We start from the raw sequence: 22,733 nt of genomic DNA on the forward strand, positions 1-22,733 counted from the left end.
TGCGAGTAACGGTGGTGGTACTCGTCTCTGCTGGGGTGAGCTATATCCATGTCATATCCCGCTTTGAAGCCCAGATGATCCAGAGTGAAAAAATGTCAGCACTGGGGCAATTGGTGGCAGGCGTGGCACATGAGATCAATAATCCTGTTAACTTCATTCACGGCAACCTTACCCACATAGAAAATTACACCCAAGATTTATTGAAATTTATCCAACTGTATCAGTCTTACTATCCTAATCCTGTCGCTGAAATTGAAATTGAGGCTAAAGAGTTGGATCTGGAATTTATTCGAGATGATTTACCCAAGATACTGTCTTCGATGAAAGTTGGCACTAATCGCATTCGGGAAATTGTGCGATCGCTCCGCAATTTCTCCCGTTTAGATGAAGCTGAATTTAAGGCGGTTGATATTCATGAAGGTATTGATAGTACTTTATTAATTTTGCAACATCGTCTGAAAGAGCAACCGCAGCGTCCAGCAATTGAAGTGATAAAAAACTATGGTAATTTGCCTCTAGCAATCTGCTACCCAGGACAACTCAATCAGGTATTTATGAATATTCTATCTAATGCTATTGATGCCTTAGAAAATGCAAATCAGCAGCGCCCGCCTACAGAAATTGCTTCACATCCCAACACAATTTGGATTCAGACTCAGTTGGGATCAGAAAACCAAATCATAATTTCTATCATAGATAATGGTCTTGGAGTTCCAGATACAGTTCTCAAAAGGTTATTCGATCCCTTTTTCACAACTAAAGATGTAGGTAAAGGATCTGGATTAGGTTTAACTATCAGCTATCAAATTGTGACTGAATTGCATCAAGGTAAACTTCATTGTAATTCCACACTAGGAAAGGGTACAGAATTTTTCGTCACCCTACCAATAAAAGCTAATTCCATGATTTGATGATTGCTTCGATTGTCAGGAAGTGTTTCCAAAGCAGGTCTTTTATTCGCGGTAATTAGATTTAAACAGATGAAAAGTGCTGAGTTCCAAGTGCCTCGGCTAAGAGTTGAAAGACCGCCCACAAGAAGCAGGGTATTAACCTTCTCTCTATAAGAAGATTCCGCACCACTTGCGAGCGGGGCTTTTACCATAGTGCGGAAGTACTAAGTAATCTTCTTGCTACTCATTACTCATTACTCAGCACTCAGCACTGAGTGTTGTAAATTAGCAGCATTCTGGATATTTTCTAATATTAAGTCAGGGCTACTACGTTTAATCAAGCCAGTTAAGACTTTACCAGGGCCAACTTCTATTACTCGCTGGATACCGTTAACTGGTAATTGCAGAGAAATTTCTCGCCATCTTACAGAACCAGTCATTTGTTTGTTTAAACGTTCCTTTAAAATCTCGGCATCAATAGACGGAATTGGTTCGACATTAGATAACACTGGTACAGTAGCTGGTTGAAATTCCACAGATTCTAAAATGTCTTGGAATTGGGCAGCCGCAGGTGCGATTAAATGCGAATGAAATGCTCCAGAAACTTTTAAAGGAATAGCACGCTTGGCTTTAACTTGAGTCATCACTGCTTGTACAGCTTCAGCCGTTCCTGAAATTACCACCTGAGCCGAACTATTGTCATTTGCCAGTACTACATCAGGGTTTTCGGCAATGACTTTTTCTAACTGTTCGCGGTCAAAGTTCATCAAAGCCGCCATCATTCCACCGACGGCATTATCCATGAGTTCTGCACGACGCTTTACTAGATATAAACCAGCCGACCACTTAAAGACACCCGCTACATAAAGGGCAGAATATTCTCCCAAACTGTGACCGGCAACTAAATCTGGCTGTTGTCCTCGTTCTCGAAGCAGATCGGCAAGAATGCTTTCTACCACATAAAGAATTGGCTGAGTATATAGCGTCTGTGATAACTTTGCTTCTTCGTTTTGACAGATTTCGGTTACAGACCAACCCAAAATTTCCTCGGCTTGAGCAAATTTGTCTTTAGCGGAAGGTATATCTAATAAATCCATTCCCATTCCCAATACTTGAGAACCTTGTCCGGGAAACACCCATGCAGTTTTAGTCATTAGTCATTAGTCAGTGGTCAGTGGTCATTGGTCATTTGTCATTGGTCATTGGTCATTAACAAAGGACAAATGACTAATGACAAATGACAAAATATTTATCTTCCCCATTGAAAAATTGCCGCGCCCCAGGTAAGACCGGCACCAAAGCCGGATGTAGCAACGATGTCATTGGGTTTAATTTTACCTTGTCGTACTGCTTCATCTAAGGCTAAGGGAATGGAAGCAGCAGAGGTATTACCATACTGGGCGAGATTACTTATAACTTTATGTTCTGGAATATTCAGGCGTTGGGCAATGGCATCGATAATGCGCTGATTTGCCTGATGTAACACTAACCAATCTATTTGGTCAACGTTAAGGTTGGCTTGAAATAAAGCTTTATCAATAATTTCTGGGACTTTTTGCACAGCAAAGCGGTAGACTTCTTTGCCGTTCATAGTAATAGGTTGATAAGTGCCTTTAGTAATATTTACACTGGGGAGCAATTCTTGGGAAGCGCCTGTATAAGCAAGATTGAGGTGATGGTTTTGACTGCCATCACTTTTAAGGGCAAATCCTAATAAGCGATCGCTGTTGTCTGCCTGCAATACTACTGCGCCCGCACCATCACCGAATAATACACAAGTGCGCCGATCTTCCCAATCCACCCAGCGAGAGAGGATATCTGCCCCAATCAAAAGTACATTTTTATATACACCTGTTCTAATGTATTGGGCTGCTGTAACCAGACCAAATACAAAGCCAGAGCAGGCTGCTGTCAAGTCAAAGGCTACTGCGTTGGTGGCTCCTAATTGAGCCTGCACTTTACAAGCACTACCAAATAAATCGTCTGGGGTGGAAGTCGCTAGCAGAATCAGGTCTAGGTCTTCTGGTTTAATTCCTGAAGCTGCGATCGCCTGACTGCTGGCAGCAGTAGCAAGTCCACTCAAGGACTCAGATGGGGTGGCTAATCGTCGTTGACGAATTCCCGTTCTTGTGGCTATCCACTCATCTGATGTTTCAACTACTTCACTCAATGTCTGGTTGTGTAGGAAAGTTGCTGGTACTGCCGAGCCACTTCCGGTAATTGCGATGCCTAAGTTTTGCACTCCTAATCTCCCAAGCTTTCAGCTTTTGTCCTTTGTCATTTGTCCTGTGTCATTTGTCCTGTGTCAGTTGTCCTTTGTCCTTGACAAATGACCAATGACTAATGACTAATGACTAACTGCCCTCGCGCTCTAGGATATATTGGGACTGAATTCGTTGTAGTACCTGGTTGTCAACGGCTTCTTTGGCCATACGAATTGCATTAAAAATTGAAGGTGCTTGTGAGCTTCCGTGACCGATAAAACAAACTCCTGCCACGCCTAAGAGCAAAGCACCACCATGTTCTGCATGATCCATTCGCTGCTTAACTCGTTTCAGGTTTGGTTTTAAGATTGCTGAACCAATTTGACCGTGCAATCCTTGGGGTAATTCTTCGCGCAGAATTTGCAGAATCACTTCTCCAACGGCTTCGGCAAATTTTAATAGTACATTGCCCACGAAGCCATCGCAGACAATCACATCGAAGTGACCGGAAAGCACATCACGCCCTTCAGCATTGCCAATAAAATTAATTTGAGAATTTTCGCGGAGGAGTTGGTGGGCACGGACAGCAGCATCATTGCCCTTAGAGTCTTCTTCTCCAATATTTAACAAACCGACTTTCGGTTCGTTTGTACCTAAGACATACTGGCTGTAAGCCGATCCCATGACGGCGAACTGCTCTAAAAACTTCGGACGGCAATCTACGTTTGCGCCGACATCAAGTACTAACACTGGCTTCCCAGCAACAATTGTCGGAAAAACAGTCCCAATTGCTGGACGGTCAATTCCTGGCAATCGCCCTAAGCGGAGCAAAGCTGATGCCATAGCTGCCCCTGAGTGGCCAGCAGAAAATACCGCATCTGCCTTTTGTTGCTTGACTAAATCCATCGCTACATTGATGGAAGCCTTGCGTTTGCGTCTAACTGCATTTAAAGGCTCCTCATCCATAGCGATCGCTTCCTCAGCAGTCACGATCTCCATCTGCCCTAAATTCGTTTTTGGCGGCAAGGCAGCTTCTATTTGTTGGGGATCGCCAACTAGTAATATATCTACACCCAATTCTTCCCTTGCTCGCAGTGCGCCAGCAACGATTTCACCGGGTGCGTGATCCCCTCCCATTGCGTCAATTGCGATCTTTACGCGAGTCGATCCCATTGCTCAGAGCTTTTAGAAACCTTATAAATTTTACCAGATGGCAATGCCCGAAAAAGCTTAATTTTCTGATTGCCAAATTATTTCTGTTACTATTGCAACAATTTTTGCTGGCAAGCTCAAGATAGCACGAATTGTTGGGGACTGGGGATTGGGGATTGGGGACTGGGGATTGGAAAAGAAGGGGCAGGGGCAGAAGTTCTTTAATTTTGAATTTTGAATTTTGAATTTTGAATTGATTTCTCCCTGCCCCCTGCCTCTTCTCCCTACTCCCCAGTACCCAGTACCCAGTCAACAAGTGCCCGAACGCCGTAGCCGGTTGCGCCTGGGCTGTTGTAGCCATTTTCTTTATCTGTCCACACTGGGCCGGCGATATCTAAGTGTGCCCAAGGTGTCTCTTTAACAAATTGCTTGAGGAAAAGGGCGGCGGTAATAGCACCACCTGGACGCGGGCCAGTATTTTTCATGTCCGCAATGCCAGATTTTAACCCTTCAAAATATTTTTCTTCCATTGGCATCCGCCAAATTTTTTCTCCTGAAGTTTCGCCAGCTTTCTCTAGCTGGGAAGCTACGCCATCATCGGGAGTGTACAAACCAGCTATATCGTCACCCAAGGCAATGACGTTAGCACCGGTTAGTGTGGCTAAATCCACGATCGCATCTAATCCTAATTTGTCGGCAAACACCAAGGCATCTGCTAAGGTTAAACGCCCTTCAGCGTCGGTGTTGTTCACTTCGATTGTTTTGCCGTTTGATGCGGTGAGAATGTCTCCAGGGTGCATGGCGCGACCGCTAATCATGTTTTCAGCTACCGCCGAGATAAAGTGAACCTCTGCATCTGGCTTAATTTGAGCAATTGCTTTTGCCGCGCCCAAGGTAGCTGCTGCACCGCCCATATCCATTTTCATGGTTTCGATGCCACTACCCGCACCTTTAATATTCAGTCCGCCGGAATCAAAGGTTACACCTTTGCCAATAATTGCTAGTTTCTTTTTGGGTGTACCTTCTGGCTTGTAAGTCAGGTGAATAAATTTAGGTGGCAACTCGGAACCTTGCGCTACTCCCAAAAAAGCACCCATTCCCAACTTTTCACAATCTTCTTTTTCCAGAATTTCTACTTGTAAACCGTACTCCTTGGCGATCGCATGAGCAGTTTCGGCTAAAGTAATTGGTGTTACTGCGTTCGCGGGTGCTGCCACTAACTCTCGTGCCAAATTTACCCCAGAAACGATTTGATTGGCGCGAGTGATGGCTGCTTCTTGTCCACCGAAACCTAGTAAATCTACTGTTTCGATTTGCGAGCCTTTATCTTCGGGTTCTGATTTAAAACGAATATCTTGGTAAAGCGCTAATTCTACACCTTCTGCGATCGCTTGGGCACTGGCTGCTGGATCGTTATTCCATAATGGAAAACTAAATCCCAGTATTTTGCTTTTTTGCTTTTTTCCTACTCTGGCTACAGCCGCCGCCGCACGTCGCAAAGTGTCGAGTTTTAGTGCATCTGCTTTACCCAAACCTACCAAAATCAATTTACGCACTGGGCTACCAGCATTTACACGAGTGAAGATAGTACTGCTGGCTTTACCTTTAAATTCTTCTTCTGCAATTAATTCTTTTAATACTCCAGAAAACTTTTGATCTAAAGTTGCCAGTTCTCCAGTTAACTCCACTGCATCTTCAAATAATCCAATTGCTAAACTATCGCCTGCCCACTCTAGCAAAGGCTTATCACTAGGTTGAATTGTCATTTTGGGATTTTGTGTAAATATTCCTTCCTGTACCAGTATTGCTCAAAATTCTTGTTTCATGGTGTGGGGAATTGGGCATTGGGAATTGGGAATTGGGAATTGGGAATTGGGAATTGGGAATTGGGAATTGGTTATTTCCCCGCTGCTCCCTGCCCTCTGCCCCCTTCTCTCTGCTCCCTGCCCCCTTGCTTCTTCCCCATTCCCCATTCCCTATGCCCCAATTCCATTTGTATCAATATCAAATTTACTGGCGATCGCTGCTATTATTTCTCGCTCTTGTGGTGTAGTCTTATTATCAAGCTGGGCAATTTTGTTACACTGAGCCAGCAAGGGTATGGCAAAATCCCGATTCAGCTGATTTAGCAGTATATCTAAAGACTTTGGTGATTTGATATTTTGGGCAATGGCATCCAACGAGGTAGGACTGAGTTTTACAGCTTGTAGTTCTGGCAAAATTTCTTCCAATGTCTTGTCTGGATGACTAGCAAGGATCATGTGAACTAAAATTTGATCCATCACGGCTTCTTGAGCGATCGCACTTTCTAGATACTTTTCACTGTCTGCTTTTAATGTTGCCAATGTCTGTGGCGATGCTAGGGAAATAGATTCATCTAGCTTGGCTTGGTAAAATCGACAAGCAGCATACCCCAATGAATAGATCATCGTCGCATTTGAACTAGCTCCAATCACTGCACCTGCTAAGGGCACATTTCGCAGCAAGCCTAATCCCGCAGCTTTTAAAAGGCGACCTCCACCCAAAGCCAGACCAAAAATTGCCAAAATTTCACCTTTACGAGCAGGATCTTTTAAATCTAGCCCGTAGACAGATGCAATTTGATAAAGCATTTCTGACTGCAATTTGGTTGTAGCTGTTAAATCAATTGCTAACAATGCAACTGCTATTCCTGGCAAAATACTAGTGGCTAGTCCAACTGTGCCTGCTTGTGTTGCTTTTTCAACCATGATTCGGTGAGCAATCTGGCTGGGTAATTCATTGGGATACTTTTGCTTAAGCTTATTTACCGCCGCTTCTGCTTTTTCCAAATCAACAAGGTTAGTATCACTAATTAGCCAATTTAGATTTAATACTCCAGATAGTTTTCTAATTAGCCAATTCTCACTAAGGTGATTTACAATTTGGCCACTGCTTTGAGTTGTTTCCTCAATGAACTTGTGTGTTTGTTTTGCTGTTGCTTCTCCTGCTTCTACAGCTGTGTCTAAAACTGCTTTGCCAGTCTGAGCAACAGTTATAACAAAAGACTCTACTATAGACGGTTCATTTTTTGCTGATGATTGAGCCTGAATTTGGATTTCTGAAGTTTCTTCGGGTGAACTAACTGATTTATTGACTACTATTTCTGATTGGAATTTGTCTGCCATTACTTAACACCATGCTGTAAAGCCTCTCTCAATTTGTAGCGAATTATAAGCGGCTCTACATCTCTCTTTAAACGTAAATCTCAAGAAAACCTATCCTTTGGCTTATCCTGCTTATCCCGATGGAGGCTGAAAGGCAACTCCATTAAAGGATGGACAAGTATTATTCAGTAATTTTTTAGCGATCGCATCTACTCATGTATGTTGCAAAGTAAAATTAGTGAAAAGTACTGAGAGTGCAAATACTGACAAAAAAAGCAAAAATAAGAAAATAGCAATTTCAACATGAGGTTAAACTATGCCTTGCGCGGTTATACTGACTGCGATTACTGAAGAGTATATGGCTGTTCGCGCTCATCTTACAGATATACAACAAGAGAGACATCCGACGACGCAAACGATTTATGAGCGAGGTAACTTTTCTAGTAATGGTCAGTTATGGCAAGTTGGAATTGTCGAAATAGGTGCAGGTAACGCTAATGCAGGAGTTGAAGTAGAGCGTGCCATTACTTACTTTAAACCAGTTCTTGTCTGCTTCGTTGGTGTTGCTGGTGGACTCAAGGATGTTGCGCTAGGGGATGTAGTAGCTGCCACAAAAGTCTATGGCTACGAATCGGGTAAAGTTATAGATACCACATTTTTACCTAGACCAAGTGTAGGAATGGTGAGTTACCGTCTAGAACAAATAGCTAGATTTGAGGGAAAACAGGGAGATTGGCTTAAGCGAATCAAAGACGACAACGAAGAAGCAACGAGCCAACCAAAGATATTTGTGGGAGCGATCGCCGCAGGAGATAAAGTAGTTGCATCCACTAATTCTGAGACATATCGACTCTTAAAGTCAAATTATGGTGATGCTTTAGCTGTAGAAATGGAGAGCTATGGTATTCTTAATGCACTGCGGGCATATCCAAAAATTGACGGCTTAATTATTCGCGGAATTTCGGATTTAATTGATAACAAGAGCGATGCAGATAGCAAAGGTCATCAAAAGATTGCATCTCGCCATGCTAGTGCTTTTGCATTCGAGATTCTAGCAAAGTTTGCAATAGATAAAACTAATTCTACATCTCCTCTCACAACAATTGGTTTGTCTAAATTGAAGGCAAGATTACAACGCAAACAAGAAGAACTTGCTCTAAAAGAAGCCCAATTTAAGCTTCAGCAACAAAAGATAGACGAGATTGAGAGGCGAAAAAATTTGACTAATATTCTGCAAAAAGATGAGTATGAAGGGAGATTAGAAGATTTACGTCAAGAACTAGATAGGCTTGTAGAAGAAATAGAACTTCTCTATGACGAGATAGAAGAACTGGCAGAACAAATAGGTAATAAATAAAAATTTGGTAGTTTTTCGAGATTTAATATGTCTAAAATATCTCAAATTATCAGGCAAATAGAAAGTAATAAAAAAGACCTCGATCGTCAAAATAACCAACGTCATAAATTAGTAGAATTTATAGATACTCTCCAATACAGAAGAAACTTTGCGTCTATTCTACAAAAAGATGAATTACAACATGCAATAACAGATAAAAAAATATCATTAATTACAGTAGATGAAGAAATTGATAAACTGCACGATCAAATAGAAAAATTTGAAAGAGAACTAGAAAAGCTCTCTAACAGCACCTCTAACGAAGCAAACACTGAGGATTCAGAAGAGGATGATTATGTAAATACAGAAGCACAAGCCGCAGATTTCACAGTTAATGATTCAGAAAATTATGACGAAAAAGAATCATCAATTCCAAGTGATTTTGGATATCTTGGTAATATCCGGCGAAATTACTATTCGTTGGGTCTTGAAGAACTAAAAAAGTATGAAACAAGAATAACAACATCTACTGCAAAAGACAATGTTGCTTCTAAAAGTATTCAAGCCATAGACCTAATCAAAACTGAAGATCCTATCAAGAAAACTGTTCTTTATGTAGCTACCTTTTTCCCAAAACTAAGCAGGCTGGACTTTGAACGTGTAGTTGCTTTTTTCTTAGAAAGAAAATCAATTAACATTCCAGTTACATCAGCAGACACAGATGATAAAGGGGAATCTACAAAAATTCTTTTTGAAAATAAAGATTTATACTCTGATTGGAAAGAAGATGACGGCATTAAAGCTAGCAAAATCATGGAGGAATGTCATCTCGTATCAGTTTATCTTGAAGATTCTACACAAGCGGTAGATTTTAAACTTGCTTACCTGAGAAATGACCTAAAAACTTGTTTCAAAAATGATCCATCAGCATATTTAGATAAAAAGTTTAAGCGTGCCAAGCTGCTTTTATTTGACCTTTCTGTTGCCGTGCTGAAAAATGCAATTTTGCTTTCTGTAGAAATGGCTGACTCTAACCCTAACATTCATGGAGGAGAATGGCTAGCTGATATTCTGAATTTATTCAGATTATTTACCAATTTTGAGCAACTAACAGCGCGAGGTTTTAGTACAACTGAAGTAGCGCAACTTTTATTTTCAAATCATGAAAAGCAAGAAGAATTCGAGCTATTCACCAAATTACTGAATCAAATAGATGAAAACGACAGAGGTGAGTTTCTAATTTCACGAGTTGCTTTCCTGATAGAAAAAATGCTTGAATATCCCAAACTAAAGCCTGTTGTTAATAATTTTCTACAACAGGAAATAAATAGAAAAAACCAAGAAACTGTTCTAGCTCTCATCACATTGCTACAGTCTGTACAAGCATTTGATTGGTTATTTTGGATAGAAAAACTTCTAAACGAAAAAAGTGCATTAATTGGCTCTTACACACGCCAAATACTTATTTCTCAGTTAGAGCAAAGCCAAAAAAACATTTACGAGATTTTGATTAAAATTTGGAGTTGGGTTCCTAGAGAACAGACTAAAAAAGCTGAATATACTCAAGCTCAAATTTATGCCTTAAGACTGATTTACAAGTATTCTCGTATACTAATTGACAAGCTACAGCTTAGCGATTACGGATGTTATCCCCCAAAGTACCAACTATTTGCTAGTTTAAGCGTAGGCGATCGCTCTACAGATGAAAAACTTAAATTACTTGTTGATTGGGTATTTCATCCTGGACATAAAGATTTTGTCAAAGTGCCAATGAAAGAAGCTAGTCGATTAATAGCTGACTGGTTTAGCATTCTTTGCGGTTTAGATACTAAGAAGGAATCTAACCCTAACCTCAAAGCAATTGCAGATAAACTACTTATGTGTATAATTTTTAAAACTGATGGATCTCAACAGCAAGAGCTAATTGAAAAATGGAATGAATTAACCGAATACAAGCTTGATCAAGCTGAAAGAGCATCAAATTTAAATAGAACTAAAATGCAGAAATTGTACATACAACAGAAAAATTCTATTCGTCAATTGAGAAAAAACTTTAAAGAATTACAGCAACTTGCAAAAATAAAATCAAGGAGTTAAGTATGTCGCCAAATCACTCATTAGATCAAGTCATAAAAAAAGTCAACTCATCATATAAAGCGAGTAGCTCTGCTGAGAGCATTGTTACCATTAATAACCGAACTAGAAAATTTGAGCCAAGACCCCGTTTTTGGCAAGATATAGAATATTACCTGGTTAGAGATATAAGAAATCCAACTAATGTCAATGAATGTAAAAATTTACTTTCCAAAATTTCAGATTTTACTAGTGGACGTTCAATTGAACTTAGCATTGACTATATTGCCAGTTGTAATCAGGAGAATGCGATTAAAGTAGCAGAAGCATTGCATAGTGAGAATCTTTATCCTATTGACCTGTTAGAGCAAAAAATCCGGGCAATAGTTAGTGAGTTTGCTCAACGAATAACGGATGAGTTTTTCAGCAACCCAAGTAATTGCTTTGAGAATATAAGATTATTACAGAGTCAAATATCTCAAAGAATACTAAATGAAGTCAGACTTAATCTCAACACCAAAATCAGTATTATTGATGCTTCTCAATTTACACCCTTTGTTATTGAAACAAAAAATCTCGTATACACAATTTCCGACTTTTCAAGTGGAGTTTCTCTCGATCTCATTATCGATTATCGTGCAAGTTGTTCTTCAGAAAGTGTAGGGCAAGCCATTATTGCCCTTTATAGCGAAAATACTCCTGTCACGGAACTTAATCGAAGAATTGAAGCATGGATAGCAGCAATACCTGAAAGTAGAATACCTCAAATTATTGAAAATTTTGATATAGAAATCGATAATTTAAAGCAATTTCTTCGAGAAGAAGCGAAGAAAGAGATTAGAATGACTCTGGAACTCAGACTTTCTACAAATGATCGCAGAGTACGTATAGCTTCTAACAAGTTAAAACCATATGATACAGAATCCATACGTTTTCCAGTGCGGGTAAAGGACTACGATCAGGAACTAGATATCGAGCTAATAGTTACACTTGATGTTGATCCAGCGCGTCAAGAACAGGCAGTCAAAAACTTTGGTAAAGAAATTTTATTAATACCTCTAATTAAAGAGGAAGTAAAGAAGTACTTCCTACAAAAAAGTTTGCATGAGTTCTACAGTAAACTTCAAAACTCAATTCATACAGAAATTGTTGGGGTTCTGAATCATGCAGTTGCAGATCAAGGACGTAAGGTTGGCTACCTATCGATCGCAACAAAATCAATAGATGAAATTAGAGAACGTCTTTCACTAAAGGAGTTTGTGGAAATTGAAGATTACTACATCAATTGTAATGTTAAAGGATACGATCAGCCTATCAATGTCAAGAATATCTTGCGTCTTGAAGTTGAGAATGTAGCTCTGTATAGTCAAGCATTTACCTCTAGCTTAATTCCTTTGGATGAGAGAGGTAAACCCGATCTAGAAAAGTGGGTAAAAATAAGGCTTGAGACTATAGTCAAGTCTGTACTATTCGAGTGGAACTATGTTGATTTACTAATTGAATTTGAGCCGCAAACGCAAAATCAAGCCACAGAGACTTCTAGCCAAATCAATTCACAGGGAATTATCGAATCTTCTCAAGTTAATCAGAAGATTCAAACAACTATGCAAACTGAAGCTAAGTCAATTGGCTACTCAGTTATGCAGATTATCTCTATTCCTGAACTAGAACAATTTAGGTACAAAGGAAATTTCACCGTAAACACAGGTGAACAAGAGTATGCAACAAGGTCTGCTAATTTGAGGGTGGCACTAGACACAGTTGCGATCGTGCGAATTGATAACCTCAAGACTATTAAAGATAGACTCAGAAAGTCAGAGGTTTCGTTAGAAGCTCAAATGAAAGACACGATACATGATGCTGTGAGTCGCTATCTAAATGGAATTGATCCAGAACGGTTTCACATGAGCTTTAACGTAGAAAGAGAAGCTAAAACTGAAACTGTTGAATCGGTAATAATTAAGTTAGTAAAATTAGAACTAGAACAAAACTTTGCTGCTACAGTAATTAGCATTATTCCCAAAGTTGCACATACTCCTTTTTTACAATTTTATGGAGATTTACAAGGAAAACTAGGAGACTTTAAATTTAATTTTTTACCTGCCAATCATGATGGAGAGCAAGTTATTTGTAAAGGTAAGTTTGAGGTTGTAGAAGTAGGAGATAATGATTGGAATAAGTTTTATGCGAGATTTAGATCAAAGCTTGATTACCGCGAAAAATATCTCCAAGGAATTATCAAACTGAATAGTGACAAAATTCGACTAATGCAGCAACCAGATAGTGCTGATGACGTTGCTGACATTCAGCAGCAAATCTCGAAGATGGAATTAGAAGCATATGGTCTAGGAGATATTCAAAACGCAATTCAAGATGATTTTACCAGAATCTTACGCAGAAGCGATATTGATGCGTTCAGGTCTAATAATACAGATCAATGGATAGAATTAGAAAACTATCTTAACCAGCGAGTTAAATTAAATGCTCCAGGTTCTATTAAAGCTTTGTTGGGTTTAATAGTTAACATTTCTCAAGTGGATTGGGAGATATTAAAATCAGATAATAGTCCAACAAGCAAGTTACCTAAGATTGCATCTTTGCAGGAACGTCTAGAAACAGTTAATCAGCAAATTGCTATTACCAATACACTTCTACTGCAAGCAACTAAAATTCGCGATCGAGAAGAAAAAGAAGAATTACAAAACGAGCTTGATGAATTGTATGTTCAGCAAGATAAGCTGCAAGACGAAATAGAAAAAAAAGTTCAGGAAGCGAGATATTTACCTAAAACTGAAAAATCACCTACATTTAATTTGCCTAAGTCTAGCTCAGTAATCCAAGATAAACAAGAAGAATCTCTTCCAGAAGCATCCAATAATATTCAACAATCAGAAGTCAATGATGTTTCCACTTCTCAATATATGAAGAGTGCTAAACCACCTTCAAAAGCATAAATTGATGAAAATTAAGAAGAGATTTTGCCTCAAATATAGTAAGGTTAAAAATGAAAATGTTTCGCATTCGATATTGCGAGTATGGGAGTAAAATTGAAAAAGTTGAGAATAACGTTGCTAGCGATCTCAACATTGGACAACTTTTAGTTGCTTTAGCAGACAAGCTTGAACTTCACAACCATACAAGATACAAGCTAGTCTTGGAAAGAAGTAGTAAATCACTAAGACTGTTAGATATATATTCAACTCTTTTAAATGAGGGAGTTCAAGATAACGATAAGCTCTTATTCATTCTTCATGAAAATACTCCAGACTCTGTTTTGTTGGATGAAGAAGCTCAATTTCTGGTGACATACACACTTACTTTAAAAGTTCCAAACATTAGTTTTTACCCACAGTACTCAATCTACTTGAATAGACGTTGTGAAAATTCCCCTAAAGAAAATTACTTCAATAATCCAAAGATAAATGGTCGTCTAAAATTCGAGAATTTTTTTAAAGAAAAAGTGTCAAAAAGTATTAGTTATACTGAGATAAACCAACTTATTGAATTGTGGTGTCAGGACATTTGTCAAGGTTTTCAAACTACAACCTTGTCTCTTTAATGAATCGCTCATATTCTGCCTTTAAACGCTGACTCCAGTTGTAAAACAACCAGACTGTTGTACCCATTCCTAATAATGAGATAAGAAAAATTATCAGTCGATGTGGAATTAAAGGTAATTGGTAAAAGATGAAGTTAGAGAAACGAATCTTTTGAGGTTCTGCAACTGAATTAATACCTCTTGGTTGTGAAATAACTCGTACTATGACTTGATATTGATCTGCTGCATCGGCGGTTGGTTGACTATACTGTATTTGATATTCACGAAACGTTTTAAAAAATGTTTCCAAACTTTTTGCTGCTTCATCCGCATTCTCAGGAAATTGGCTAATTCCACCAGTCACAGATGCTATTTCTTTCAAACGAGGCTCGTCAACAATCAATGGTTCAAGCTTGCCATTAGCAACTTTACAATATTTGAGTAAATCGCTTACTAAGTTTTCTCCATCACTTACTTGCTGGCTACAACTAACGCGACTGCGTAATTTACTCAATCTCTCGCCATATCCTAAAGTATGTACAGTGACTCCCGAACTTGTTTTGAGCGTATTTTTGAGAATAGCAAATCGCTGCGCTTCACTAGTCGGGTTATTTGAGTTACGGCTAGCAGTATCAAACCCATCAGAAAAAAGAATGGCTGAAATTCGGGGAGGACGTTCAGAATTACTCGTGAAGCGGTTTGGTTTTCCTAAATATTTAACGACCTGTTCTAGAGGATCGTATAGATTTGTGGCAGAACAAAGTTCAGCAGCAGCAAATTGATCTACCAGGATATTTAACACTGAATCTTTAACATCAAGTAATTTTTTGTCAATTTCAGTAGAATTTACTTCATAATTACATCGTAACTTTTGCTTATTCTCCCCGAAGGGAACGATAGCAATTTTTAGGTCGAGCTTACTGTTGCGAGCTAAGGTGATAAAATTCCTAATTGCCGCGATCGCTCCATCTAACTTTCTCACCCCTGAAGAATCTTGCTCCCTCATACTGTCACTCATATCCAGCAAAATTACCACATAAGCAAGATCAGATTTAGCTTGCTCATCTGGTTTAAGAAGCTGAAGGTTATTGACAGCAGAGAAAGTAGGTTGTGCAGTTTTATCTTGTTCCTCTAGACTTGAGACTTTAGCTGTTTTTACTTTAAAGTCCTCAACATTCAACCCATCCACAGGAATATTATTTTCATCTAGTACTCTAACCGACAGTGTTACAAGGTTTCCTTCAGGGAGTGTAGGAGTAACCTCTACTTTTGAACTTGCTAAAACAGGTAAATTCCAAGTTACCCAAACAAGGGTTACAGTCAGTGCGTTAAGCTTGCGGGTCAAGGAACCGATCATAGAAGATAAACCGATAAAATTCTTCAGAGTTGGTCTTATGATACAGCGTCAGAATTTGGTTATGTCTGAGAGTTGTAGTATCTCCTTCAGATAGCTTTTTTTGCTGAATTTCTACAGCTTTTTCGTGTTCGCATTTTATGTTTACGCCATTACTTTCAAACCATAAAGATAAACATTTTTCTGGTATACCAGGAATAAATATATCTGCGTCGTGATTAGACCCAATGATAATCGGCTTTTTGACGCTAGCACTAGTAGGAAGTTTAATAGATAGACCTTCTTCAATTTGATTATTGTTTTTACCTTCAGGTATTGGCACAAAACCAAAAACCTTATGAGAGAATCTTTTACAATTTATTTGAGAGAACAAACCACTATTAGTAGGTACTGATTCAAACCCATATCCTGCTCTCAGTGCAACCTGATAACTTGGACGAGATGTAAAACTTAAGCAACCACCTAAAAGTATTCCTAACAGTGCAAAACCGACAGGTTCTTGATATTCTCCAAAGTATTGACGAATATTGCTGTAGATAGTAGCAGCAAGCAAGCCTGCAAATATTCCCAAAATTGTACTTTGCAAAATGCGATTTCTTGCTTTACTTCCCGAACCTTCAATACTACGAAAGCTCCAACTTACACTTTCGGCTAAACCAACAAACAAGCCAATCAACCCCCAAGAAAGTAACCTGACATGAATGCTTGACCAATTACTAACCAATAATTGCCAGTTAAGCAGACTTAGCAAAGTTCCAGAAATGATTCCTGTAATAATTACTGCACGTAGATAGGTAGGCCACAGGATTCTCCAGTTGGCTTTATAGCGTGTAGGATTGCTGATAAAAATTTCCATCGCTACCATAGCGATCGCCATACATGGTGTAATAACTGTCAAAATTAGCAAGGATGGAAGTGTAAATTTTGTAGAGCCAAGTCCAAAAATCTGCAAAAACCATCTCAAAAAGCTAATTAAGTCAATCCAGATAATTTGGCTAACACTCCAACCCACTAAAGCGGAAAAAATTCCTGCTGAGATATAAAAACCTAGTCTTCTCAAAAAATACATATATTTGATAAATTAATCTGTTACAAAATCTTAAGATTACCAAGACTAGTTATGTAATTCATCGAAGTATTTTGAGAAGGTGGCAATTGATGATTATAAGCAAAATAATAAGTAATTCCTCCAATTCCAAGTAACATAAATGCAAATAATAACTTTGAAAGTATATCATTGCCTTGAAATCTCACAGCACTACCCAGCAGTACAAAACCACCTATAATACAGCTAAATATTGAAGTAATTCGAGCTATATTCTGATTTCCAAGTAAAAAAACTATAGCTGCACCAATTAGTATAAATAAAAATCCCAAAAAAGCAGCTTTGGGAAACTCAGAATCATCATTATCTATAGGTTTAGCTTGTCGATTTGTACCAAACAAGATGGTTATAGGCAGTAATATTATAGATGTAATCATCTGAATAGGCTGAGTTATCAGAACACTAAATAATCTATTATCAAGATTAGATTTTGTTTTAACTCTCACATTCGTATCTAGAGGAATTAAGAAGTTTTTTAATAATTCAGAAGTATCATTGTCGAGTTTTTTATTATCAAAAAATATAAATATAGATGTTAGCTCAGTAAATCCGTTTTGTTTGAAAATTTGAACTATTTCTGCAAATTTATTACCCCGATCAAAAAATTGCTCTTTATTTCGGAATTGTGTCTGTATCTCTTGTAAATTATTCAAAACATAATTATGAAATTTATCAGATTCCTTATTTCTCTCTTGATTTTCTAAAAAGCTAAATAAAGTTGTTTTCAGATTTTGAGCATATTCCTTAAAAGGTAAATTCCAAGTTTCACTAAGTAGATACTTAATGTTTGCTACGTATTGCTTATTCTTATCTAAGACAAGTTTTAGTAATAAATCAGCAATATGCACATCAACTATTTTATATAAATACTCATAAGCTCTTTGATTATGCTGTTTAGCTGCCGCAAAAAGCTGCTGGTGTAAACTTAAAGAAAGTTTCAATTTAGATGTTTCTAAGTTATCAGTACACAAACAACTGTTCAACCAAATTTTAGTTTCATCTGGCACAATCAATGCTAGTAAAGCTCTATATATTTGTGAATTATCATAGAATCTGCGGTCGATGTTAAAATTTTCAGGCTCGGCTAAATATTCTAGTAATTCGTTGAGCTTACCTGTATTTTGTAAACTATTTTGTAAATTTTTTTGAGAAGTAAATCTACTTTCAATATCTTTCAAACATTCTTCAATTTGAGAATTTTGTTGATTAATTTTAATAATTGGCTGTTGATTATCTTCAGTAATTTTTGGAACTCGTATTCTACTAACATTAGGCAAATCTCGCTCTGTTGCTGCATAAATACTAATAAAATTTTCTGGATGAATCAATCGACGTACATTCCACGCCCAAGTTAGGTTACGGTCATAGTCAAGAGAAAAATAATAAGCTATGTAATGACACTGAATATAGTCAGGATATTTTTGTAACCAATAATTTGGGGAATTTACTACTTTTATATAGGGAATTAAAGGCTCTGATACTATATTAGCGATCGCTGCTTCAAATTCTGCCTTGAATGTCTCCCTGGTAACGACATCTGTCAGGCTGACTTCTGGAGTTTCTTGATAACGTGCTTTTTCCATATCAAATTGCGGCTTCTCTGATTGCAGCCACCAGGACAGGATGGTTCCCAAGCCATCGATTTCTGTATCATCTTTCTCTTTCTCTAGCCAAAAATAGCGATAGCCGATTGTTGGTCTATTTCCATCATCTATTTGCCCGTTGGCGACAGCCAATAGAGAGTAAATACCCAAATCACATCCAATTAGTGCTACCTCTCCATTGACTGGAGGATAGCTATCATTAAGCGAGAAGTAGCCACTAGTCACAGCTTTTCTAATATCTGGGTGCGGAGTTTTATTAAAACGATTAATCTTCTCTGATGCATAGCCACCCGACACCCAGCTGTTGTACTTATCTGAATAGTGAACATTTTCAAAAGCTCTGGAAAACTCGTAAATTTCTATTTTGCGAGCCATAGATTTCTCCTAAATTTCTCTAAACTTGCGATCGTCAATTCCAGTTTGTAACCAATAGAGAGGTGCTACTAACCCGAAAGGTCGCCAGAATTCAGGACTATCAATAACAGCACGAGTAATTCCCTTCGCTTTATTCAGCACTTTTACATTTGCTCTGGGAGGATTGCTTCCTTTCATCCCGAATGCTGAACAGAAAAAGCTATTTGTTGTACAATTCCAATCGTTTTTCCACCGAGCAATTGCAGATTGGGTTTCAAAAAACTTCAGTTCTATAAATCTATCGAGATCCTTACGGTGTACCCAAATTTCACTCTGTTCGCACTTAGAAAGTACTAGAGCAATTCGGTAATCATTTAGCGGTATTCCTTGCCGTTGCAATCGTTGTTTTAATTCGCGCTGTAATATCTCGAAGGCTCGACCATATTCAGCATCTGATTTAGAAGCTGTGGCATCAATTAGCAGTATTAAACCAGATGCAAAAGAGCAATCATCAATAAAAGAACTCAAATCTTCAGAATCTTTATTTATACAAAGTTGACTCAGGAACTCACCTGCATACTCCCGACAAGAGACACGTATCGAAGTTGGCTTGCTAATGCTTATTAAGGGAAAGTTGCGAGAACTTGGTTTTAGAGAGATATCAAAGGAGTATAGAGGTTGTCTAGAAATATCCGTAGGTGCGAAATCACTTCCGGTTTCGAGGATATCTCTAGCCATTTCAACTAATTCTTCTGTAGTGTTATCTCGTGATTCAACTGATTTTACAAAACCCTCTGGCTCTAACTTTGGTAGGTGCGCTAAAGCGGCTAGGAATGTAGTTTTACCGGCTCGACGGGGGCCAATTATTCTCACTTCTCTACTCTCTAGTTCTGGAGGCAATTGATTGCTTTGTTTGCGTTTAAAGAGATTCATCATAAAGGGTTTTCCCCGTACAGAGCCAATAAATGGGAGAAAATAAACCGTAAGGACACCAGCTTCGATGATTTTTTAGATAAGCTTTTGCTTCCGGATTATCACTGTCGAAGTTGCGGTTTGGTCGCGGGTCGTGATGCTCATTGAGTACACCGAAGGAAGAACAAGCAAAAAACTTCAACCTTGTAGACAAATTCTGCTGTAAAAGAGCATGAGTTTTGGGTAGTCTGACTTTAAATAAATCTTCTTCAGGATCGAGTCGGCATGGCCAGATTTCACCGCGCTCACATTTTGTAATGACAACAGCTACACGTAATAATTTGTCAAAGCTTTGGTTTTTAGCTCTAGCTTCAGAAACATGACGCAGAATTTCTTGGAATGCGGGTTCGTAAAGCGAGCGATCGCGCTCAGGTTGCCAATCACTGAGTAAAATCATCCAAGATGTCGTTTTACACCACTCTTGAATATAAGGTTTTAGCTTATCAGGCTCTGAAGCAGCAATTTGAATGACCTCACCGGCATAGTCTCTGACAGTTACTTCCAAGCTTGTCTTGTTCAAACCTTTCGTTTTCGGAAGGTCTATTTGAAATGTGTAGAATGGCTCATCGCCTTCTGACAAATCAGTTCCATGAATTGCTCTACCGTTTTCGAGAATCTCAGCAGCATTTTTGCTCAACTTTTCGGCATTGTCGTCGCTGGGAGCTACTCGCAGTCCAGGGTATCTCCTAGTCAAGCTATCGGGTAGTCTCAGCAGGGTTGCTAGGTAGGTCGTTTTACCAGACTTTTTAGGGCCAATAATGCATATTTCTTGCATTAACCTGCTAGTCTCCTAAATAGTGTTCTTGATTTTAAAGATAAAGTCCGATGTAAAGCCAGGGTAACTGTAGTAAATCCCTGCTGACAGTGGAGGTAATGAAAAAATCTGTGTTTGCACCAACGTCGGTATTGTTATATTTACGTATATCTTGACGCACACCACCTAAAAAGCTTTTAGCAAAGTCATCATATTTTCGCCAGAAGTCTGTGCCAATACGTTCCGGTTTGTAGAACCAATCAACACCTGCACGATCGACATCACAAAACATGTCTGCCTTATGAATCGATATTAAGATCCGCCTTGCTCTAGAGCAGTTCTGGTTGAGAAAGTCAAAAAACCACCAGTTCAACCTTGTGCGCCACTGTTCCTCAGTTGGTAGTGCCCTTTGAGGCTTTAATTCTTCGGGGGCGTTTCGGATAAATTCTTCTTTGACCATGCCTCGATGAGGTGGCAGTAGTAATATTACATACTTGCTTTGCTGAATTGTATCTTTAATTACCTGCCAGTCTTCGTTTCCATTTTGTCGCCTGCTGCTGTTTTCCTGAAATATTTCACCCGGCAGGTCGATCCAGACAACATTAATTTCTTTAAATGCACCTGTTGGACGCTGTACTGTCATAATCAGTTCTCTTGGTGAAGCATCAGCCGTACCTGCACCTATACCAGTTTCTGGGCGCAAATCCTCTGCTAGCCTCTTGGGGTCTGGAGTAGTAATCTTTACTTTACTGTCTCTGTCCAGACTATAGTGAGCTAAAGATGCCACCATACTGGTTTTGCCAACTGCGCGATCGCCGATTACTACAAGATCCATCTGCTAGTTTACTCCACCAAGTATCATTGATTGCCGTAAACATGGTAAATTATTAAATTAGTATGACCATACCAGAATTATTCCTCAGTAACAATACAGAAAGTAAAAATGCTCGGCAACTATTGGGATGAGTTGGTATGAGTAGGAATAAACAAAGGCAAGGATATCTTGGCTGCTTTGTATGGCTGATAATCCTCATGGTCATTTTTGCCTCTTGTCAACACCTTTTCAACAGCAAGCAATTTTCAACCTCTCGTCAAACCAAGGTTAAGACTCCAGTCAGAGATACTGAGTACGATCGATTAATGAGGAAAGCTTACAGGCTATCCGAGCAAAAAGCATGTCAGGAAGCTTTGGGCTTTTTTCAGAAAGCTTTGGAACGGCGTAAAGGAAATCCTTTAGTTCTCAAAGCAATTGAGAATACGAAAGCTTGTGTTGTGACTCAAACCTACTACCGTTCGATCAATCAAGGGTACAGATTGTCTAAGGAAGAAAAGTATGCCGAAGCTCTTGCAAGCTTCTCAAAAGCTCTTGAGCAACGCCCTCAAGATGTTCGCTCTTTACAGGCAATTAAAAATATAGGCTATGCAAAACCAATGCAGTTCAGTTTACAACTACTTGAAGAAGATGATTACGAAACTGCTCTGGTTGTCATGAAAACGGCCTGGAAGCGTTACCCCAACGAACCGATAAAGAGCGATCGCATCAAACAAGCTATAGGTAAAAAAGCAGTAGAGTATTTCAAGAGTAAAACTCCTATTCATCAAGTTGTACCCAGAGCGAATGGAAACAGTAAGTTTTATACCTTTGCTATGTTTCTGAGTTCTCAACTAGCAAAAGAGGGAGCAACTGATGATGCATTTATTATCGCAGAAAGGGTATGGAGAGAACACCCGAACGATGAGCAAGCAAAACAACTTATGTTAGAGTTGGCAAAAAAGACGGCTAAAAAGCACATCCAGCATCTAATTACGACTAAATCATCTTGAACTGTTTATTGGCTAGGGCAGAGTGTACGCATGTCTTCAACTAAAATTTGATTACGGCTTGTAGCCCTTTCTAGAGAGTTGAGCGCACTGCTTACTGTGTCGGAGGCTGGGCGATCAATTGCAGCTACAGTACTACGCAAAGCTTGACTAATATCTCTGTAAGATTTCACAAAACTACCTTGGTATAATCCTAGTCTCTGATCTCCAGCATTCAGCGCCTCCAGTTCTGTGGCTAATTGATCCAATCCTTTAGCAATATTCATCAACTCTTCACGGTTCCCTGTTTTGGCAGTGTCAGTAATCAAATCTGCTTTGCGAGTAATTTCCAGAATTGCTTTACACTGGATAGGTTTATTACCGCAACTTGTTAGAAGTAAAGTTGTTGTTATAAGAGAGATGGTTGAAATAGATTCACGGAAGTTGAACACAGTAAATCTCCATGCTAATA

General features: G+C 38.9%; 17 protein-coding genes and 1 pseudogene. 6 read left to right on the forward strand and 12 right to left on the reverse strand.

Going from position 1 to position 22,733, the window contains the following annotated elements; all coding sequences use genetic code 11:
• Positions 1-53: 53 nt before the first annotated feature.
• Positions 54-911 (forward strand): annotated as a pseudogene (locus RMZ41_RS02725) (sensor histidine kinase); the annotation flags it as partial.
• Between the two features lie 233 nt (positions 912-1,144).
• Here the strand turns inward: RMZ41_RS02725 and fabD are convergent.
• From fabD to RMZ41_RS02750, 5 genes are all read right to left on the reverse strand, one after another.
• Positions 1,145-2,044, reverse strand: a complete 900-nt coding sequence (gene fabD / locus RMZ41_RS02730; protein ID WP_322644376.1) for an ACP S-malonyltransferase — start codon at positions 2,042-2,044, stop codon at positions 1,145-1,147.
• Between the two features lie 95 nt (positions 2,045-2,139).
• On the reverse strand, positions 2,140-3,132 hold the full coding sequence (locus RMZ41_RS02735) for a beta-ketoacyl-ACP synthase 3 (protein WP_322644375.1): 993 nt from the start codon (positions 3,130-3,132) through the stop codon (positions 2,140-2,142).
• A gap of 112 nt (positions 3,133-3,244) precedes the next feature.
• A complete protein-coding gene (gene plsX / locus RMZ41_RS02740) occupies positions 3,245-4,267 on the reverse strand; it encodes a phosphate acyltransferase PlsX (protein WP_322644374.1) in 1,023 nt (340 codons plus the stop codon).
• A 263-nt stretch (positions 4,268-4,530) separates the two neighbouring features.
• Positions 4,531-6,012 carry a leucyl aminopeptidase gene (locus RMZ41_RS02745; protein ID WP_322644373.1) on the reverse strand — a complete coding sequence of 494 codons (1,482 nt, stop codon included), beginning with the start codon at positions 6,010-6,012 and terminating at the stop codon, positions 4,531-4,533.
• 210 nt (positions 6,013-6,222) lie between these two features.
• On the reverse strand, positions 6,223-7,392 hold the full coding sequence (locus RMZ41_RS02750) for an EcsC family protein (RefSeq protein ID WP_322644372.1): 1,170 nt from the start codon (positions 7,390-7,392) through the stop codon (positions 6,223-6,225).
• A gap of 295 nt (positions 7,393-7,687) precedes the next feature.
• On the opposite strand from RMZ41_RS02750, the gene RMZ41_RS02755 reads away from it, so the two are divergent.
• From RMZ41_RS02755 to RMZ41_RS02770, 4 genes are read left to right on the forward strand one after another with little or no spacing between them, the layout of a single operon-like run.
• Positions 7,688-8,728 carry a hypothetical protein gene (locus RMZ41_RS02755; RefSeq protein WP_322644371.1) on the forward strand — a complete coding sequence of 347 codons (1,041 nt, stop codon included), beginning with the start codon at positions 7,688-7,690 and terminating at the stop codon, positions 8,726-8,728.
• A gap of 27 nt (positions 8,729-8,755) precedes the next feature.
• A complete protein-coding gene (locus RMZ41_RS02760) occupies positions 8,756-10,804 on the forward strand; it encodes a hypothetical protein (RefSeq protein ID WP_322644370.1) in 2,049 nt (682 codons plus the stop codon).
• Between the two features lie 2 nt (positions 10,805-10,806).
• Positions 10,807-13,734, forward strand: a complete 2,928-nt coding sequence (locus tag RMZ41_RS02765) for a hypothetical protein (RefSeq protein ID WP_322644369.1) — start codon at positions 10,807-10,809, stop codon at positions 13,732-13,734.
• A 50-nt stretch (positions 13,735-13,784) separates the two neighbouring features.
• Complete coding sequence (locus tag RMZ41_RS02770; RefSeq protein ID WP_322644368.1) at positions 13,785-14,339, forward strand: hypothetical protein; 555 nt, start codon at positions 13,785-13,787, stop codon at positions 14,337-14,339.
• Here the strand turns inward: RMZ41_RS02770 and RMZ41_RS02775 are convergent.
• The 6 genes from RMZ41_RS02775 to RMZ41_RS02800 are packed head-to-tail and all read right to left on the reverse strand — an operon-like array spanning position 14,320 to position 21,296.
• The gene (locus tag RMZ41_RS02775) at positions 14,320-15,675 is read right to left on the reverse strand and encodes a vWA domain-containing protein (RefSeq protein WP_322644367.1); all 1,356 of its coding nucleotides are present in this window, start codon (positions 15,673-15,675) and stop codon (positions 14,320-14,322) included. The genes RMZ41_RS02770 and RMZ41_RS02775 overlap by 20 nt on opposite strands.
• Entirely contained in the window at positions 15,647-16,741 is a 1,095-nt protein-coding gene (locus RMZ41_RS02780; RefSeq protein WP_322644366.1) for a hypothetical protein, read from the reverse strand. The genes RMZ41_RS02775 and RMZ41_RS02780 overlap by 29 nt, the downstream gene beginning before the upstream one ends.
• Positions 16,742-16,761: 20 nt before the next feature.
• Positions 16,762-18,756, reverse strand: a complete 1,995-nt coding sequence (locus RMZ41_RS02785; RefSeq protein WP_322644365.1) for a hypothetical protein — start codon at positions 18,754-18,756, stop codon at positions 16,762-16,764.
• Positions 18,757-18,765: 9 nt separating this feature from the next.
• Positions 18,766-19,671 (reverse strand): hypothetical protein, encoded by a 906-nt coding sequence (locus RMZ41_RS02790; RefSeq protein WP_322644364.1) that lies wholly within the window; start codon positions 19,669-19,671, stop codon positions 18,766-18,768.
• On the reverse strand, positions 19,655-20,482 hold the full coding sequence (locus RMZ41_RS02795; RefSeq protein ID WP_322644363.1) for a hypothetical protein: 828 nt from the start codon (positions 20,480-20,482) through the stop codon (positions 19,655-19,657). Before RMZ41_RS02795 ends, RMZ41_RS02790 begins: the two co-directional genes overlap by 17 nt.
• A gap of 34 nt (positions 20,483-20,516) precedes the next feature.
• On the reverse strand, positions 20,517-21,296 hold the full coding sequence (locus RMZ41_RS02800; RefSeq protein WP_322644362.1) for a hypothetical protein: 780 nt from the start codon (positions 21,294-21,296) through the stop codon (positions 20,517-20,519).
• Between the two features lie 137 nt (positions 21,297-21,433).
• Between RMZ41_RS02800 and RMZ41_RS02805 the strand changes: the two genes are divergently transcribed.
• Complete coding sequence (locus RMZ41_RS02805; protein WP_322644361.1) at positions 21,434-22,285, forward strand: hypothetical protein; 852 nt, start codon at positions 21,434-21,436, stop codon at positions 22,283-22,285.
• 5 nt (positions 22,286-22,290) lie between these two features.
• Here RMZ41_RS02805 and RMZ41_RS02810 read toward each other — a convergent pair whose 3' ends face one another.
• Positions 22,291-22,713 carry a hypothetical protein gene (locus tag RMZ41_RS02810; RefSeq protein WP_322644360.1) on the reverse strand — a complete coding sequence of 141 codons (423 nt, stop codon included), beginning with the start codon at positions 22,711-22,713 and terminating at the stop codon, positions 22,291-22,293.
• Positions 22,714-22,733: the final 20 nt, after the last annotated feature.

Source organism: Nostoc sp. DedVER02 (assembly GCF_034530675.2).
In the GTDB taxonomy this organism is placed as follows: domain Bacteria; phylum Cyanobacteriota; class Cyanobacteriia; order Cyanobacteriales; family Nostocaceae; genus Nostoc.

Coding starts and splice junctions, on each gene's coding strand:
- RMZ41_RS02755 (WP_322644371.1), top strand. CDS start 7,688: ATGCCTTGCGCGGTTATACTGACTGCGATTACTGAAGAGTATATGGCT.
- RMZ41_RS02765 (WP_322644369.1), top strand. CDS start 10,807: ATGTCGCCAAATCACTCATTAGATCAAGTCATAAAAAAAGTCAACTCA.
- RMZ41_RS02770 (WP_322644368.1), top strand. CDS start 13,785: ATGAAAATGTTTCGCATTCGATATTGCGAGTATGGGAGTAAAATTGAA.
- RMZ41_RS02785 (WP_322644365.1), bottom strand. CDS start 18,756: ATGGCTCGCAAAATAGAAATTTACGAGTTTTCCAGAGCTTTTGAAAAT.
- RMZ41_RS02780 (WP_322644366.1), bottom strand. CDS start 16,741: ATGTATTTTTTGAGAAGACTAGGTTTTTATATCTCAGCAGGAATTTTT.
- RMZ41_RS02795 (WP_322644363.1), bottom strand. CDS start 20,482: ATGCAAGAAATATGCATTATTGGCCCTAAAAAGTCTGGTAAAACGACC.
- RMZ41_RS02745 (WP_322644373.1), bottom strand. CDS start 6,012: ATGACAATTCAACCTAGTGATAAGCCTTTGCTAGAGTGGGCAGGCGAT.
- RMZ41_RS02775 (WP_322644367.1), bottom strand. CDS start 15,675: ATGATCGGTTCCTTGACCCGCAAGCTTAACGCACTGACTGTAACCCTT.
- RMZ41_RS02805 (WP_322644361.1), top strand. CDS start 21,434: ATGAGTAGGAATAAACAAAGGCAAGGATATCTTGGCTGCTTTGTATGG.
- RMZ41_RS02750 (WP_322644372.1), bottom strand. CDS start 7,392: ATGGCAGACAAATTCCAATCAGAAATAGTAGTCAATAAATCAGTTAGT.
- RMZ41_RS02800 (WP_322644362.1), bottom strand. CDS start 21,296: ATGGATCTTGTAGTAATCGGCGATCGCGCAGTTGGCAAAACCAGTATG.
- plsX (WP_322644374.1), bottom strand. CDS start 4,267: ATGGGATCGACTCGCGTAAAGATCGCAATTGACGCAATGGGAGGGGAT.
- RMZ41_RS02760 (WP_322644370.1), top strand. CDS start 8,756: ATGTCTAAAATATCTCAAATTATCAGGCAAATAGAAAGTAATAAAAAA.
- RMZ41_RS02790 (WP_322644364.1), bottom strand. CDS start 19,671: ATGATGAATCTCTTTAAACGCAAACAAAGCAATCAATTGCCTCCAGAA.
- fabD (WP_322644376.1), bottom strand. CDS start 2,044: ATGACTAAAACTGCATGGGTGTTTCCCGGACAAGGTTCTCAAGTATTG.